Origin of the sequence: Sphingomonas mesophila (genome assembly GCF_003499275.1) — a bacterium.
GTDB lineage: Bacteria > Pseudomonadota > Alphaproteobacteria > Sphingomonadales > Sphingomonadaceae > Sphingomicrobium > Sphingomicrobium mesophilum.
On the sequence record NZ_QWDF01000001.1, the window covers coordinates 675,782 to 690,215 of the forward strand.

Sequence of the window (14,434 nt, forward strand, 5' to 3'; positions counted from 1 at the left end):
CTTGCAGCATAAAGCGCACAAAAAGCCGGGTCGTTCCGTCCCCGAAAGCGCGAAACGCCGCCGGCTGGTGTCCCAACCGGCGGCGCCTCGTCCCCCACCTGGATTGAAGGTCTAGCCGTTGATGAAGCTGTCGTTGATCGAACAGGCCGCCGGACCAAGGATGACGATGAACAGGGTCGGCAGGATGAACAGGATCAGCGGAACGGTCATGATCGCCGGCAGGCGCGCGGCCTTTTCCTCGGCGCGCATCATCCGCTCGTTGCGGAATTCGGCCGACAGGACGCGCAGCGCCGAGGCGAGCGGAGTGCCGTATTTCTCGGTCTGGATCATGGTCGTGACGACGCCGCGGATTGCATCGAGATCGACGCGCGTAGCGAGATTCTCGAACGCCATCCGGCGCTCGTTGAGGAAGCCAAGCTCGATCGAGGTCAGGCCGAATTCGTCGCCCAGTTCGGGATAGGCCTTGCCGAGTTCCTTGGCGACCCGGTTGAAGGCGGCGTCGACGGTGAGGCCGGCCTCGGCGCAGATGACCAACAGGTCGAGCGCGTCGGGCAGTCCCTTGCGCACCGCGTGGCTGCGCTTGGTGACCTTGTTCTTGAGCCACAGATCGGGCGCCTTGTAGCTTCCGACGAACGCCGCGGCGGTCGCCATGTAGCGCTTGAGCGCGCCCCAATCGGGGAACATGTCGGCGACATAGATCGCGATGACCGCGCCGGTGCCGATCACCAGCGGCAGCAGGAAGCGCGCGGCGATGACGAAGTAGGCAAGATCCTTGGAGCGAATCCCGGCCTGCAGAAGCTTGGTCTGGGTCTTCTTGATCTGGTCGTCCTGGAGCATCTTGAAGTTGCTCAGGACGCCGCGCACGCGGTCCGCCGCCTGGTTCTTGTTCGTCAGCTTCTTGCGCTTGTTGGTCGAGGCGACGATGCCGGCCTTGAGCTGCTCGCGCCGCTCGTTGAGCGCCTTGACGCGGCGCGCCATCGGGTCGCGCACGGTGGTCGCCGCATAGATCGCGATCATCACCGCGAAGGTGGCCACCGCGCTGAGCATGGTGGCGACCCAGATGACGTCGACGCCGAGAATGGTGGGACCGGGAGACATAGGTTTTCTGTCCTCTAAATCTCGAAGCTGACCATCTTGGCCATGATGGCCACGCCGATCGACATCCACACCAGCCCGCCAAGGCCGGCGACCATCAGCCGCTCATCGGAAAAGAAGCCGGCCATGTAGGTCGGGTTGATTCCCCAGACCATCGCGAACACCACGAACGGGAGCGAGCCGACGATCATCGCCGAAGCCTTGGATTCCGAGCTCATGGCGCGGATCTTGAGCTTCATCTGGGCGCGCTTGCGCAGCACGTCGGACAAGTTCGACAGCGTCTCGGCGAGGTTGCCGCCGGTCTCGCGCTGGATCGCCAACGTGATGACGAAGAACTGGAACTCGGCCGTGCCGAGGCGGTCGGCGGTTTCCTGGAGCGCGGCTTCCATCGTCCGGCCGATCTTCATCTTGTCGGCGACGGTGCGGAATTCGAGCCCGACCGGGCCGGGGATTTCGGTCGACACAATGCCGAGCGTCTCAGTGATCGGAAGACCCGAGCGCAGACCGCGAACCATCAGGTCGATGGCGTCGGGGAAATCCTTGGTGAACGACTTCACGCGGCGGCTGATGAGGATTCCGATGACGAGGTGCGGAAGGCCGATGCCGACGAACAGAGCGAAGCACAGCGCGAGCATCAGCGGCGCGCCCTGGAGCTTGAGCACGGCCACCACGACGGCGACCAGGCCGGCCGAGATCATCGTATATTTCTGGAGACTGATGTCCTTGCCGGTCTGCTCGAGCCGGCGGCGGAGCAGGGCGGGCTTGGGGATGAACGACGACAGCGCGTCGTCGATCTTGGTCTGGCGCTGGGCCAGCAGCTTGCGGATCTGCGCCTGGGCGTTGGCGGTGACGACGTCGCCGTGGCGCTCGCGAAGCAGCTCGAGCCGGCGCTTGTAGGCCTTGCCCGCCGACGGTCCGCTGAGCGCGGTGTAGCCAAGCGCAAGGACCATCAGGACCCCGCCGGCGATCATCAGCATCATGACCATGGTTCAACCGTCCAATCAGGTCCGGCCGCCCGGCGCCACCGGCGCGCGGGCGGACATCGTTGTACTACGCGGCTTTCGCCTTCGGCTTGGCGAGCATCGACTTGAGGTTGCCGACCAGGCTCTTCGAGCGCGCCTCGGCAATGTCGGCGACGCCTTCCTCGCTGGCATGGCTCAGGACCATGTTCGACAAGGTCGCGAACGGCGCCGCCATCTTGCCGCCGGCGACTTCGGCCATCGGCTTGCCGAGCTTGGCGGCCTGGGCCGCAAGCTTGGGATCGTCGTTGAAGACGATGTCCACCGGCCGCTCGATCGACTGCTCGAAATCCTTCTTGCTGATCTCGAGCCCGCCGCCCGACGGCGTGCGGTTGGTCGCGACGATGACCTTGGTCTGCGGCGCGTTCGACTTGAGCCAGGCGAGGATCCGGATGGTGTCGCGAGTCGCCGCCAAAGTGAGCTCGGAGACGACCAGCGCGACGTGCGCGTCGTGCACCAAGTGCGGATATTGGATCAGCATGTGGCGCGGCAGGTCGAGCACGGTCGATTCGAACGCGTTGCGCATCTCTTCCTGAAGCTGGAAGAAGGCGCTTCCGTCGGTCAGCAGCGGCTGGTGAATCGGAGCTTCCGACGACAACACGCTGAGCCGCTCATTGGCGCGGACCATGGCGCGTTCGATGAACAGGCCGTCGATCCGGCTCGGGTTCTCGATCGCGTCGGTGAGGCCGCGGCCCGGCTCGAGATCGAGCGCCAGCGCGCCGGTCCCGAAGTGGACGTCGAGATCGAGCAAGGCGGTCGAGCGGTTGGCCTTTTCGCCGAGCAGCCAGGCGAGGCTGGTGGCGAGCGTCGAGGCGCCGACTCCGCCGCGCACGCCGATGACTGCGGTCATCACGTGCGGCTTGTCGGCCTGGGCCTCGCCGCGCGGTCCGCTGAGGATCGCCTGGGCGTGCGCAAAGGTGTCGCGCAGTTGGTCGACCGTGAACGGCTTCAAGAGATAGTCGTGGATGCCGCTGGCGACGAGGTCGCGGTACAGGCGGACATCGTTGACCCCGCCCGCGGCAATGACGATCGTGCCCGGCTCGCACACTTCGGCGAGGCCGTTGATGTCATTGAGCGGATCGGCGCTCTCCGAGAGGTCGACGAACAGGATGTTCGGGCTGGCCGAGACCGACAGCGACTGGACCGCGTTGCGCAGCCCGCCCTTGTTGACCTTTTCCGGCGACCAGCCGTGCTCGACCGCGACCGGCCGAAGCATGTCGGCGGTGGCGTCGTCGCACACGAAGGCGGTAAACGGGTCGCGCATACCGGCGCGAGCCTGGAACGGAGCATTCATTATTCGCCTCCCCCGCCGGACCTGGTGTCCGGTTTCTTGAGTGGCCGCTTGGCCTGACCGTCGGTGACTCCGGTGAGCGGCCAGTCGCGGTACATCTTGATCGCCTTGGCGCCGGCAAAGCCGTCGCTGCCCGGCAATTCGCCGCGGCCGCTGACCAGATCCTGCGGATCGGCGACCATCGCCGCCAGATTGCCATTCACCGCGCAACCGTAATTGGGCATCGTGCGATTGCCGAAATTGGGCTGCGACATGCCCGACCAATTGGGGCAGCCGGCCATCGTCGCGCGGGTCCGCGAAACGATCACCCGGACGCTGCCCGGATTGATTACTCCGCCGGCGACCGGAGCACCGTTGCTGACCAGCATGCCGTAGCGAGCGATGACCTGGGCGACGTCGTAGCGCGCCGAGCCCGAGGCATCGCCCGAGATGTAGACGCGGTCGCCGAAATCAAGGCCGAGACCGGCCAGCCAGGCATCGAGCCGGGCCTGCTCGACCGAGCTCAGCCGGCCGTCGGGAGCGGCGGCGTCGAACACATAGTCCGAGCGCGTGACGATCGGCTCGTTGACCGCCTCGACACCGCGGCGCGGGTCGTCCTTGGCCTGGGCCGGGACGGCTGCGGCGACGCTGGCGAGCAGCAAGAGAGAGAAGGTGGAGCGCATGGTCGTTTCCTTTGCCGCTTACATCTTGAAGCCGGGCGCGGGCGCCGCGCCGGCCGAAGCCGGAGCGGGGGCTGCGCCGGACACGCCGGAGTAGCTTTGACCCATACCGAGCATCTGGCCCGTGCTGGGAGCACGATAGCCGTTGGTCGGAAGCGCCAGCTGACCGTTGACCGGGCGCACGAGATAGGGGGTGACGATGATCACCAGCTCGGTCTCGGCGCGGCGGTACTTGGTCGAGCGGAACAAGGCCCCGAGGATCGGAATGTCGCCCAGGAACGGCGCCTTGTTGATGTCGTTGACGTTCGAGTTGCGCAGCAAGCCGGCGATCATGAACGACTGGCCCGAGCCGAGCTCGACCGTGGTCTCGGCGCGGCGAGTGGTCAGCGCCGGGATGACGAAGTCGCCGAACTTGACCGATCCTTCGGTCGACAATTCGCTGACTTCCGGGCGGACCCGCATCGAAATGCGGCCGTCGGTCATGACGATCGGAGTGAAGGCCAGTCCGACGCCATATTGCTTATATTCGACGGTGACCGAGCCGAGCGAGCTCGAGATCGGCACCGGGAATTCGCCGCCGGCGAGGAAGCTGGCAGTCTCGCCCGACAAAGCGGTGAGGGTCGGCTCGGCCAGCGTGGTGACGAGGCCGTCGGTCTCGCTCAGCTGAAGCCGCGAGATGAGGTCGAGCCCGAGGATGCTCTTGCGTAGCGCGAGCGTGGTGCCGGTGATGCCGCGGATGATGGCACCGGTGGCGTCCTTGGTCGGCTCGGGCACCTCGCCGGCCGGCGGCAAATAGATGCCGTCGCCCTGGAGGATGTCGAAGCTGCGGTTGCCGCCGAGCAAATTGACGCCAACCTCCTTGATCAGGCTGCGGTTGACCTCGGCGATCTTGACCCGAAGCGCGACCTGCACCGGAGTGGCGGCGCGCAGCCGGTTGATCGGCAGCACGTTGAGCGGCGCGCCCTCGGCGATGCCGGGGTTGAGCACGGCGCGAACGATCCGCTCGGCGTCGGCGCTATCCTCGGGGGATGCGACGGTGCCGTTGATGATCGCGGTCTGGCCGACGGTCGTGACGGTGATGTTCGAGCCGGGCAGTGCGGCGCGGATGACATCGTCGACCGACGAGATGTTCTGGCTGACCCGAACGTTGGTGGCGTAAACCACCCCGCCGTCCTTGCCGGTGGCGATCAGCGTGGCGACACCACGCTCCTTGCCGAACAGCTTGATCTGGCGCGGGTTGGTGACGTCGACGTCGGCGACCAGCGGGTTGGACACCCACACGTCGGCGACCGGGCGGCCGGTGTTGATCATCTGGCCCTCGCCGACCGAGAGCGTGAGTTCGCTCTGCGGCTTGAAGGTGCCGGGCTGGGCGATCGCGGCGGACGGGGCGACGGCGGTGCCAAGGCAGAGCGCCATGGCGGCCAGCGCACTGCCCAGGCGGGCGCGGCGGACGATGTTGTACTTGGTCATGTTAGCGAGCTCCCACCGGAACGACGGTGACGGTATTGCCGCGCGACACGCGCACCACCGGACCACTGGGGACCGAGGCGCCGCCAACGGTGCGGACCGCGTTGGCGAGATTGTTGACCGCGGCGACGCGCTGGTCGGTATCTTCCTTGCGCGCCGGGACGGTGCGGCGCTGGAAGCGCGACACGTCGCCGCCGGTGGTGAAGGTCGTCGCATTGTCGGACGGACGGTTGGCGACGGCGAGCAGCATGGCGCGCTCCTGGGCGGGGCTGGCGCCCTCGGGCAGCTTGACCTCGCCGCTGGCGACGGCACGCTCGAGCTCGGCGGCATTGTCGGCGATCGAGCGCAGCGACAGCGAGAGCATGCCGAGCGACTGGGCGACGGCGATCTTCTCGGCGATCCGCGGAGTGGCCTCGATGGTCACGCTGGTCGACAGCTTGGCCTCGGTCTTGCCCTCCTCGTTGAGCCCGTCGATGCGCTGATCGACGGCGAGCACGCGCAGGTTGCGCACGATCGTTTCGGAGACCTTGAGCGCGGGACCATCGCCCCCGCCGGTGACTTCCTGGGTCAGCACCATGTCGACCCGGTCGCCCGGGAAGACGAAGCCGCCGACTCCGGTCGTTGCCGACACGGGAACGGTGACGGCGCGCATGCCCGGGCCGAGGGCGGCGGCGAGGAAGCCGCGGTCCTTGGGGCCGACGAGCGCACCGCGGGTGACCGGCTGGCCGGCCGTGATCGGGTTGCGCACGACCGTGCCGAGCAGTTTCGACATGTCGGCGTCGGGCGAGCCTTCGGTGTAATAGGCTTCCTGCATCAGCTCGCTCGGCCAGGGCTGGAAGGTCAGCGCCTCCTGGTCGATGATCGTGCCGACCGGCAGGGCCTTGCGCGCCACCAGGATCTTGGGCCCGACCGGGACGGCCGGCGCGGCGGACGCTTGATCGGCGCCGCTCCCGCTGAACATGTTCTTGGCCATCACTGCGGTGACCACCGCGATGACCAGAGCTCCAACGAGCAGTGCGACTTTCTTGACGTCCATGGCGACCACGCCTCCCCTAGAGGTTCCCCTCAATGACCCTGATCAATCAGGCAAAATGGTTAAGAAACCGTTGGGCGAGAACGATCAGTGCGCCGGCCGCGATCGCGACTCCGTACGGCACCTCGGCTTTGGCCTTGGGTTTGCCCTCGTCATCGACCTGCCAATTTGGCCAGCGGCGGTGGGCGAGGATGACGATCAGCGTGAGAAGCCCACCCGCGATCGACATGTAGACGAGAAAGCGGACCGTCTCGAACGGCGTGAACCACAATGCCAGAGCGGCGGCGAGCTTGACGTCACCGCCGCCCATCATGCCGATCATGAAGGTGATGGCGAGGATCGCGAACACGGCCAGCGCGATGCCGGCGCGAATCGCTCCGTCGGGCCACAGCGGGAGGCCGATCGACCACCAGTACGCAAGGCCGAGCGCGGCGATCGCGAGGTTGAGTCCGTTGGCGATGGTGAACGTGCGCACGTCGATCACCGCGGCGACCAGCAGCATCACGGCGAGCAGCGCCATCAGCGCGAGGGTTATCGTGTCGTTCATCATCGCCACCCCTAGACGGCGGGCTTTACCAAACCGTAACCGTGAGGCGCATGGAGGCGTTCGACATCGTCATCGCCGGCGGCGGAATCGCCGGAGCGAGCCTCGCCGCGCGGCTGGCCGGCGAACGGCGCGTGCTGCTGCTCGAGAGCGAGGACATGTGCGGCCGCCACTCGACCGGGCGCTCGGCGGCGTTCTGGCAGGCGAGCCTCGGCGGCGCCTCGCCCGAGCGGCGGCTGAGCCTGCTGTCCAAGCCGATGTTCGACGCCGGCTGGCCTGGGAGCGACGTGCCGCTGCTGCGTCGGCGCGGCGCGGTCCACCTGACCGGGCCGTGCGGCGAGCGCTTCGGCGCCGAGGACGATCTGGCGGGCGAGGACCGGCCCGAGCATATCGACCGGGCCGCGCTCGACGCACTTATTCCGGGGCTCCGCGCGCAGTGGACCGGTGCCTATTTCGAAGCGAGCTGCGCCGACATCGACGTCGCCGCCTTCCACGCCGCCTGCCTGGCCGCGGCGCGGCGAGCGGGTGCGGTGATCGCCACGGATCGGCCGCTGCGCAGCGCGACGCATGATGGGGCGCAGTGGATCGTCGATGGCGCGGCTTGCGCGCCGGTCCTGGTCAACGCCGCCGGGGCGTGGGGCGACGAACTTGCCGGGCGCTGCGGAGTCGCGCCGCTCGGGCTGGTGCCGATGCGCCGGACGGTGGTGCAGCTGCGGATCGGCCGCTCGGGCCTCAGGGATCTGCCGTTCGTGACCGATCTCCACGCCAGCTTTTATTTCAAGGGCGAGGGCGACAACAGCGTGTGGGTCTGCCCGCTCGACGAAACTCCGACCGAGCCGTGCGACACCGCGGCCGAGGAAATCGATGTGGCGACCGCAGTCGACCGGTTCGAGCAGGCGGTTGACTGGCCGGTCGAGGCGGTCGAGCGCAAATGGGCCGGGTTGCGGACGTTCGCGCCGGACCGGCGAATGGTGTTCGGCTTCGATCCGGCCACGCCGGGCTTCTTCTGGTGCGTCGGCCAGGGCGGGATGGGCATCCAGACCGCGCCTGCAGCGTCATTGCTGTGCGCGCGCGTGATCGCAGGCGAGCCGCTCGGGAAGGAATTGGCCGGCGTCACTGCCGGCGACTTCGTGCCGCGCCGTTAGCGCCGCTTGTCGGCCTCGGCGCAGGCGAGGGCGTCGGCGCGCTCGTTCTCGGCATGGCCGTTGTGCGCCTTGACCCAATGCCAGGCGACCCGGTGCGGCTCGGCGGCATCGAGCAGCGCCTGCCACAGTTCGGCATTCTTGACCGGCTTCCTGTCCGCAGTCCGCCAGCCGTTGCGGCGCCAGCCGTGGATCCACTTGGTGATGCCGTCGCGCAGATAGACGCTGTCGGTGTGCAGCTCGACCCGGCACGGCCGCTTTAGGGCATTCAGCGCCTCGATCGCGGCCATCAGCTCCATGCGGTTGTTGGTAGTCGGCTTTTCGCCGCCCGAAATCTCGCGCTCCTTGCCGCCGGCCGAGCGCAGGATCGCGCCCCAGCCGCCCGGTCCGGGATTGCCCTTGCACGCGCCGTCGGTGAAAATCTCGACCTTGGGAAGCTCGTCCACCTAGGCGACCAGCTCACGCGGCAGTTTGAAGACCATCTTTTCCTCGATGTGCGCCGCCTCGCTGGCGCGCACCTCGAACCGCTGATGAAGCGCCTCGAGCACTTCGGCGACCAGCACCTCGGGCGCGGACGCGCCCGCCGTGATGCCGAGCACGCGCGGCGCACCGAACCAGTCCCAGTCGATGTCGGCGGCGCGCTCGACCAGCCGGGCCGGAACGCCGAGGCGCTCGGCGACCTCGACCAGGCGCAGCGAATTGCTGCTGGTCGGGGCGCCGATTACCAGCATCTTGTCGCAGCGCGGCGCGATCTCCTTGACCGCCGCTTGGCGGTTGGAGGTGGCGTAGCAAATGTCCTCCGCCTTGGGCCCGCGAATGGTCGGGAAACGCGCCTGGAGAGCGGCGATGATCTCGGCCGTGTCGTCGACCGACAAGGTGGTCTGGGTGAGGAAGGCGAGCCGCTCGCGGCCGGCGGGATCGAAGGCGGCAACGTCGTCGATAGTCTCGATCAGGCTGATCGCGCCGTCGGGGACCTGGCCCATCGTGCCGATCACCTCGGGGTGGCCAGCATGGCCGATGAACAGGATGTGCCGGTCGTCCTCGAGCAGCCGCTGGGCCTGGCGGTGGACCTTGCTGACCAGCGGGCAGGTAGCGTCGTGGAAGTCGAGGCCGCGGGCCATCGCCGCCAGCGGCACGACCTTGGGTACGCCGTGGGCGCTGAATACCACCGGGCGGCCGTCGGGGACCTCGTCGAGCTCCTCGACGAATACCGCGCCGAGGCCGCGCAGCTGATCGACCACGGTGCGGTTGTGAACGATCTCGTGGCGCACATAGACCGGCGGGCCGTGGCGCTCGATCGCCAGTTCGACAATCTTGATCGCGCGATCGACGCCGGCGCAAAAACCGCGTGGGCTGGCGATCAGCACTTCGAGCAGGGGCTTGGGGCCGGTCATGCGTGCCATGTAAGCGTTCGCTTGCAGCGAGCCAAGGCGCTTCCTATGACGAGCGCCAGCCATCGCCGCCCGAGCGCGCCGAGCCAAAAGGAACCTCGCCCACGTGACCCTTCGCCTGTTGTCGATCGCCGCTCTTGCCCTCCTCACCACCGCCTGCGCGCGCGAAGGACGGATGGACGAAGGTGGAATCTACGTCGTTCGCTCAACTTGTCCGCAAGCGGGAATCCCCGCCGGGACCGGCGACATCACCCTGTTCGATCCGCCGTCGAGCACCGATGCGCGGGCGATCGACATCGAAGCGGCGATCACCAACTTGCGCGTGAGCTGCAACGAAAGCGGCGACCAGGTGGTTTCGACCGCCGGCTTTGATGTCGTCGCCACCCGCCGCGATGCCGGAGCCGCGCGCCAGGTGGTGCTGCCATTCTTCAACGTCGTGATGCAGGGCGGTACCCGGGTCGCTGCCAAGAAGATCGGGGCAGTAGCGTTGAACTTCCCGGCTGGGGCGGTGCGCGCTCAGACCAGCTCGCGCGTTGCCGTCTCGGTGCATCGCGGGGCCGCGTCGCTACCACCAGAGGTTCGCGCCGAGCTTACCCGCAAGCGCAAGGTCGGCGATGCGGACGCCGCGGTCGATCCGATGACCGACCCCAAGATCCGCGACGCGGTCGCCAATGCGACGTTCGAGCATCTGGTCGGCTTTCAGCTGACCGACGAGCAGCTCCGCTACAACGCGACCCGCTAGGGCGCGGCGAATCGTTTGACTTGGGTCGGGTCGGCAGCCAAGGCTTGGCCGGTCCGGTGCCCGTGAGGGCATAGGGACCGCGCGGGAGAGTTCGCGGGCGACGAGCCCGGGACGCCGAAGGAGCAACCGCCTCCGGAATCTCTCAGGCAAAAGGACCGCGCGGGCCCTGGACAGTCTGGAAAGTGCTCTGTGTCGCCCAGGCGGCACGCGGGCCGCCGAAGGGGCAAAGCTCTCAGGCACCAAGCGACAGACGGGGGCGGTGATCAACCAGCGCATTCGTGCGTTGGCCGGTCATCGCCACGCGTTCGCAAGGGAGCCCGCCGATGAGCCGGATTGTCTACAACGGCCCGACCGACGACCATCAGGCGCGCGGCACGCCCTACAGCGGCGATCCCGACGGCGGCGAGGGCGTGGCTTCGGATCCGCTGCGCACGCTGGCGCTCGACGGCTGGCACCGCGCGCGGGGCGCGCGGATGGTGCCGTTCGCAGGCTATGAGATGCCGGTTCAGTATGACGGCGTGATCGCCGAGCACCAGTGGACCCGCCAGCACGCCGGCCTGTTCGACGTCAGCCACATGGGGCAATTGCTGTTCTACGGCGAGCGCGCCGACGCGGCGCTCGAGACGCTGCTGCCAGGCGAATTGCGGATGCTGAAGGATGGGCGGCTGCGCTATTCGCTGCTGCTCGACGACAATGGTGGGATCGTCGACGATCTGATGGCAACGAGGCGCGGCGACCATTTCTACGTGGTGGTCAACGGCGCGACCAAGCATGACGACATCGCCGAGTTCGAGCGCCGCCTGCCGCGCGGGGTGGTGCTCGACCATATGAAGGAGCAGGCGCTGCTCGCGCTTCAGGGTCCCGAGGCGGTGGCGGTGCTGGAAGGTCTGGCGCCGGGAGTGAGCGAGCTAAGCTTTATGCAGGGGGCGATGTTCCGGGTCGCTGGCCAGCCGGCGTGGATCAGCCGCTCGGGCTATACCGGTGAGGACGGGTTCGAGATCAGTGTGGACGGTGCAGTGGTTTCCAAGGTGGCCGATGCGCTGGCCGCCGACGAGCGGGTCAGGCCTGTTGGATTAGGGGCGCGCGACTCGCTTCGGCTCGAGGCCGGACTGCCGCTCTACGGTCACGATCTCGACCGCGAGACGACGCCGGTGATGGCGGGGCTGGAGTTCGCGATCGGCAAAAGGCGGCGGGCCGAAGGCGGGTTCGCGGGGGCGGGCCGGATCCTCGGCGAAATCGAGAATGGAACGGTCACGAAACGGGTTGGCCTGTTGGTCGACGGGCGCCAGCCGGTGCGCGAGGGGGCGATGGTGCTCGACCGCGAGGCCAACGAGGTCGGCAAGGTCACCAGCGGCACCTTCTCGCCGACGCTCGGGCGGCCGATCGCGATGGCCTATGTGCCCGCCGCGATGGCGGAGCCGGGAAGCCAAATTAAGCTCGGCCAGCGCGGCAAGCTGTTCCAGGCGGAAGTCACGCAAATGCCGTTCGTTCCGCACAAATATTATCGCAAAACCGCAGGGAGTGTGACGCAATGAGCCTGTTTTTCACCAGCGAGCACGAATGGATCCGGCTGGACGGCGACATCGCCACGGTCGGCATTTCGACCCACGCGCAGGAGGCGCTCGGCGACATCGTGTTTGCCGAGGTGCCGGAGAGCGGCCGCGCACTCAACAAGGGCGACGAGGCGGCGGTGGTCGAATCGGTCAAGGCGGCGAGCGACGTCTATGCGCCGGTCGCGGGCGAAGTGATCGAGGGCAATCCGGCGCTGGCCGACAATCCGGGGCTGGTGAACAGCGACCCCGAAGGCGAGGGCTGGTTCTTCAAGCTCAAGGTCGCGGATTGTTCCGAGCTCGACGGGTTGATGGACGAGGCGGCCTATCGCGAATGGGTGAAGACACTCTGATCCTGCTCCCCACCTCGACCAGCCAGTGGGATGCGGCGGATTATGCCCGGGTCGGCGGGTTCGTGCCGGCGCTGGGCATGGCCGCGCTCGAGCTGCTCGACCCGCAGCCCGGCGAGTCGATCCTCGACATCGGCTGCGGCGACGGCACGCTGAGCGAGGAAATCCGTACGCGCGGGGCCGAGGTGGTGGGGATCGACAACAGCCTGTCGATGATCGCCGCGGCGCGGGCGCGTGGGCTCGACGCGCGGCTGATGGACGCGGCGGAGCTGAAATTCTCTGAAAGCTTCGACGCGGCGTTCTCCAACGCAACGCTGCACTGGATCCTGGCCAAGGATCGCGCCGCGCGGGCGATCTGGTTCGCGCTCAAGTTCGGCGGGCGGTTCTGCGGGGAGATGGGCGGCGAGGGCAATCTGGCGGTGTTGCGCGAGGCGCTCGACGACGTGCTCGTGCTGCGCGGCTTCGGGCCGCCGACCTATGCCGCCAACTGGTATCCGTCGGTCGAGGAATTCACCGAAGTCTATGAGGGCGCGGGCTTCACCGAAGTCGATGCACGGCTGATCGAGCGGCCGACCCAGCTGGAGCATGGCGTCGCCGCCTGGGTGCTGACCTTCCGCGCCGGCTGGCTCGACCGCGCCGGGGTGCCCGAGGACGAGCGGCAGGGGATCGCAGATGCGGTCGCCGACCGGGTGGGCAGCGACATGGCCGATTATGTGCGGCTGCGATTCACGATGAGGAAGCCGAAGTGAGCGGTTTTGGGGTGAGGTTGAGTCGATGAGATATTTGCCGCTGTCCGACGCGGATCGGTCGGAAATGCTGTCGGTGATCGGGGCTTCCTCGGTCGACGAGTTGTTCCGCGATGTGCCGGCGGAGGCCCGGCTAACGGGGCCGATCGAAGGCCTGCCGCTGCATGCCAGCGAGATGGCGGTCGAGCGGCACATGGGGGCGCTGTCGCGCAAGAATGTGGCGGCAGGCGACGTGCCGTTCTTCCTCGGCTGCGGCGCCTACAAGCACCATATCCCGGCGAGCGTCGACCACATCATCCAGCGCGGCGAGTTCCTCACCGCCTACACGCCCTACCAGCCGGAAATCGCGCAGGGCACGCTGCAAGTCTTGTTCGAATTCCAGACCCAGGTCGCACGGCTGTACGGGTGCGAGGTCGCCAACGCCTCGATGTACGACGGCTCGACCGCGATGTGGGAGGCGATCGGCATGGCCGGGCGGATCACGCGCCGCAAGCTGGCGATCATCCACGAGGGCGTACACCCGCATTATGTCGCGGTGGCGCGGACAATGGCCCGATTCACCGGCGATTCGATTGCCGACCGGGCGCCGGCGCTGAGCGCGGACATGGGCGTCGAGGCGCTGATCGAAGAGATCGCGGCCAACGAGCCGAGCTGCGTCGTCGTGCAATATCCCGACATCCTCGGCCGGGTCGCCGACCTTCGGCCGATCGCCGACGCGTGCCATGCCAAGGGGGCGCTGCTCATCGCGGTGGTGACCGAGCCGGTCGCGCTGGGACTGCTCAAGGCGCCGGGCGAGATGGGCGCCGACATCGTCGTCGGCGAGGGCCAGTCGATCGGAGTCGGGCTGCAGTTCGGCGGGCCGTACGTCGGCCTGTTCGCGACTCGCGAGAAATATGTCCGGCAGATGCCCGGGCGGCTGGCCGGCGAGACGGTCGATGCCGCGGGCAAGCGCGGCTTCGTGCTGACCCTGTCGACCCGCGAGCAGCACATCCGCCGCGAGAAGGCGACGAGCAACATCTGCACCAATAGCGGGCTGTGCGCGCTGGCGTTCAGCGTCCACATGACCCTGCTCGGCGAGAAGGGGCTGAGGACGCTGGCCGAAATCAACCATGCGCGGGCCGTCGAGGCCGCCCGGCGGCTCGCGGCGATCCCCGGGGTCGAGCTGGTCAACGACGCCTTCTTCAACGAGTTCACGCTCAAGCTACCCGGCGAGGCACGGCCGGCGGTCCATGCGATGGTCGAAAAGAACGTGCTCGGCGGGGTGTCGCTCGGGCGGCTCTATCCCGATGAGCCGGGGCTGGCCAACGGGCTGGTGGTGGCGGTGACCGAAGTGGTCAGCGATGCGGATGTGGATGCGCTGGAAGCGGCGCTGCGGGAGGTGGTTTCGTGAGCCTCTTTCATCTGG

At 67.7% G+C, this 14,434-nt stretch carries 15 protein-coding genes and 1 riboswitch; of the genes, 6 read left to right on the top strand and 9 right to left on the bottom strand.

All coding sequences use genetic code 11. From position 1 onward, the window contains the following. Positions 1-111 precede the first annotated feature (111 nt). From D0Z60_RS03520 to D0Z60_RS03550, 7 genes are all read right to left on the bottom strand, one after another. On the bottom strand, positions 112-1,098 hold the full coding sequence (locus D0Z60_RS03520) for a type II secretion system F family protein (RefSeq protein WP_118856975.1): 987 nt from the start codon (positions 1,096-1,098) through the stop codon (positions 112-114). Between the two features lie 14 nt (positions 1,099-1,112). Next, positions 1,113-2,081, bottom strand: coding sequence for a type II secretion system F family protein (locus D0Z60_RS03525; RefSeq protein ID WP_118856976.1), 969 nt, complete (start codon positions 2,079-2,081; stop codon positions 1,113-1,115). 64 nt (positions 2,082-2,145) lie between these two features. Next, positions 2,146-3,408 (bottom strand): pilus assembly protein CpaE, encoded by a 1,263-nt coding sequence (locus D0Z60_RS03530; RefSeq protein ID WP_118856977.1) that lies wholly within the window; start codon positions 3,406-3,408, stop codon positions 2,146-2,148. Further along, a complete protein-coding gene (locus D0Z60_RS03535) occupies positions 3,408-4,067 on the bottom strand; it encodes a CpaD family pilus assembly lipoprotein (protein ID WP_118856978.1) in 660 nt (219 codons plus the stop codon). The genes D0Z60_RS03530 and D0Z60_RS03535 overlap by 1 nt, the downstream gene beginning before the upstream one ends. Before the next feature lie 18 nt (positions 4,068-4,085). After that, positions 4,086-5,534 carry a type II and III secretion system protein family protein gene (locus D0Z60_RS03540; RefSeq protein WP_118856979.1) on the bottom strand — a complete coding sequence of 483 codons (1,449 nt, stop codon included), beginning with the start codon at positions 5,532-5,534 and terminating at the stop codon, positions 4,086-4,088. A 1-nt stretch (position 5,535) separates the two neighbouring features. Next, positions 5,536-6,567, bottom strand: coding sequence for a Flp pilus assembly protein CpaB (cpaB, locus tag D0Z60_RS03545; RefSeq protein ID WP_118858417.1), 1,032 nt, complete (start codon positions 6,565-6,567; stop codon positions 5,536-5,538). 46 nt (positions 6,568-6,613) lie between these two features. Continuing rightward, positions 6,614-7,111: an A24 family peptidase gene (locus D0Z60_RS03550; RefSeq protein ID WP_118858418.1), complete on the bottom strand. Its 498-nt coding sequence runs from the start codon at positions 7,109-7,111 to the stop codon at positions 6,614-6,616. A gap of 50 nt (positions 7,112-7,161) precedes the next feature. Between D0Z60_RS03550 and D0Z60_RS03555 the strand changes: the two genes are divergently transcribed. After that, positions 7,162-8,253, top strand: coding sequence for an NAD(P)/FAD-dependent oxidoreductase (locus tag D0Z60_RS03555; RefSeq protein ID WP_118856980.1), 1,092 nt, complete (start codon positions 7,162-7,164; stop codon positions 8,251-8,253). On the opposite strand, the gene rnhA is transcribed toward D0Z60_RS03555, so the two are convergent. Further along, positions 8,250-8,696, bottom strand: coding sequence for a ribonuclease HI (rnhA, locus tag D0Z60_RS03560; RefSeq protein WP_118856981.1), 447 nt, complete (start codon positions 8,694-8,696; stop codon positions 8,250-8,252). The genes D0Z60_RS03555 and rnhA overlap by 4 nt on opposite strands. After that, positions 8,697-9,653 (bottom strand): 4-hydroxy-3-methylbut-2-enyl diphosphate reductase, encoded by a 957-nt coding sequence (ispH, locus tag D0Z60_RS03565; protein WP_420822774.1) that lies wholly within the window; start codon positions 9,651-9,653, stop codon positions 8,697-8,699. A 94-nt stretch (positions 9,654-9,747) separates the two neighbouring features. On the opposite strand from ispH, the gene D0Z60_RS03570 reads away from it, so the two are divergent. The 5 genes from D0Z60_RS03570 to gcvPA all read left to right on the top strand — a co-directional run bounded on the left by D0Z60_RS03570 (position 9,748) and on the right by gcvPA (position 14,419). Continuing rightward, positions 9,748-10,383 carry a hypothetical protein gene (locus tag D0Z60_RS03570; protein WP_205421032.1) on the top strand — a complete coding sequence of 212 codons (636 nt, stop codon included), beginning with the start codon at positions 9,748-9,750 and terminating at the stop codon, positions 10,381-10,383. Between the two features lie 72 nt (positions 10,384-10,455). After that, positions 10,456-10,551: riboswitch (glycine riboswitch) on the top strand. A gap of 155 nt (positions 10,552-10,706) precedes the next feature. Further along, a complete protein-coding gene (gene gcvT / locus D0Z60_RS03575) occupies positions 10,707-11,918 on the top strand; it encodes a glycine cleavage system aminomethyltransferase GcvT (protein ID WP_118856984.1) in 1,212 nt (403 codons plus the stop codon). Continuing rightward, a complete protein-coding gene (gcvH, locus tag D0Z60_RS03580; RefSeq protein ID WP_118856985.1) occupies positions 11,915-12,286 on the top strand; it encodes a glycine cleavage system protein GcvH in 372 nt (123 codons plus the stop codon). Before gcvT ends, gcvH begins: the two co-directional genes overlap by 4 nt. Beyond that, positions 12,268-13,032 carry a class I SAM-dependent methyltransferase gene (locus D0Z60_RS03585; RefSeq protein WP_118856986.1) on the top strand — a complete coding sequence of 255 codons (765 nt, stop codon included), beginning with the start codon at positions 12,268-12,270 and terminating at the stop codon, positions 13,030-13,032. The genes gcvH and D0Z60_RS03585 overlap by 19 nt, the downstream gene beginning before the upstream one ends. Before the next feature lie 25 nt (positions 13,033-13,057). Beyond that, complete coding sequence (gene gcvPA / locus D0Z60_RS03590) at positions 13,058-14,419, top strand: aminomethyl-transferring glycine dehydrogenase subunit GcvPA (RefSeq protein ID WP_118856987.1); 1,362 nt, start codon at positions 13,058-13,060, stop codon at positions 14,417-14,419. The last annotated feature ends 15 nt before the right edge of the window (positions 14,420-14,434 follow it).

What these genes read in the sequence shown, in the direction of transcription:
- D0Z60_RS03520 (WP_118856975.1), bottom strand. Translation starts at nt 1,098, where the DNA reads ATGTCTCCCGGTCCCACCATTCTCGGCGTCGACGTCATCTGGGTCGCC.
- D0Z60_RS03525 (WP_118856976.1), bottom strand. Translation starts at nt 2,081, where the DNA reads ATGGTCATGATGCTGATGATCGCCGGCGGGGTCCTGATGGTCCTTGCG.
- D0Z60_RS03530 (WP_118856977.1), bottom strand. Translation starts at nt 3,408, where the DNA reads ATGAATGCTCCGTTCCAGGCTCGCGCCGGTATGCGCGACCCGTTTACC.
- D0Z60_RS03535 (WP_118856978.1), bottom strand. Translation starts at nt 4,067, where the DNA reads ATGCGCTCCACCTTCTCTCTCTTGCTGCTCGCCAGCGTCGCCGCAGCC.
- D0Z60_RS03540 (WP_118856979.1), bottom strand. Translation starts at nt 5,534, where the DNA reads ATGACCAAGTACAACATCGTCCGCCGCGCCCGCCTGGGCAGTGCGCTG.
- cpaB (WP_118858417.1), bottom strand. Translation starts at nt 6,567, where the DNA reads ATGGACGTCAAGAAAGTCGCACTGCTCGTTGGAGCTCTGGTCATCGCG.
- D0Z60_RS03550 (WP_118858418.1), bottom strand. Translation starts at nt 7,111, where the DNA reads ATGAACGACACGATAACCCTCGCGCTGATGGCGCTGCTCGCCGTGATG.
- D0Z60_RS03555 (WP_118856980.1), top strand. Translation starts at nt 7,162, where the DNA reads ATGGAGGCGTTCGACATCGTCATCGCCGGCGGCGGAATCGCCGGAGCG.
- ispH (WP_420822774.1), bottom strand. Translation starts at nt 9,653, where the DNA reads ATGGCACGCATGACCGGCCCCAAGCCCCTGCTCGAAGTGCTGATCGCC.
- gcvT (WP_118856984.1), top strand. Translation starts at nt 10,707, where the DNA reads ATGAGCCGGATTGTCTACAACGGCCCGACCGACGACCATCAGGCGCGC.
- gcvH (WP_118856985.1), top strand. Translation starts at nt 11,915, where the DNA reads ATGAGCCTGTTTTTCACCAGCGAGCACGAATGGATCCGGCTGGACGGC.
- D0Z60_RS03585 (WP_118856986.1), top strand. Translation starts at nt 12,268, where the DNA reads ATGGGTGAAGACACTCTGATCCTGCTCCCCACCTCGACCAGCCAGTGG.
- gcvPA (WP_118856987.1), top strand. Translation starts at nt 13,058, where the DNA reads ATGAGATATTTGCCGCTGTCCGACGCGGATCGGTCGGAAATGCTGTCG.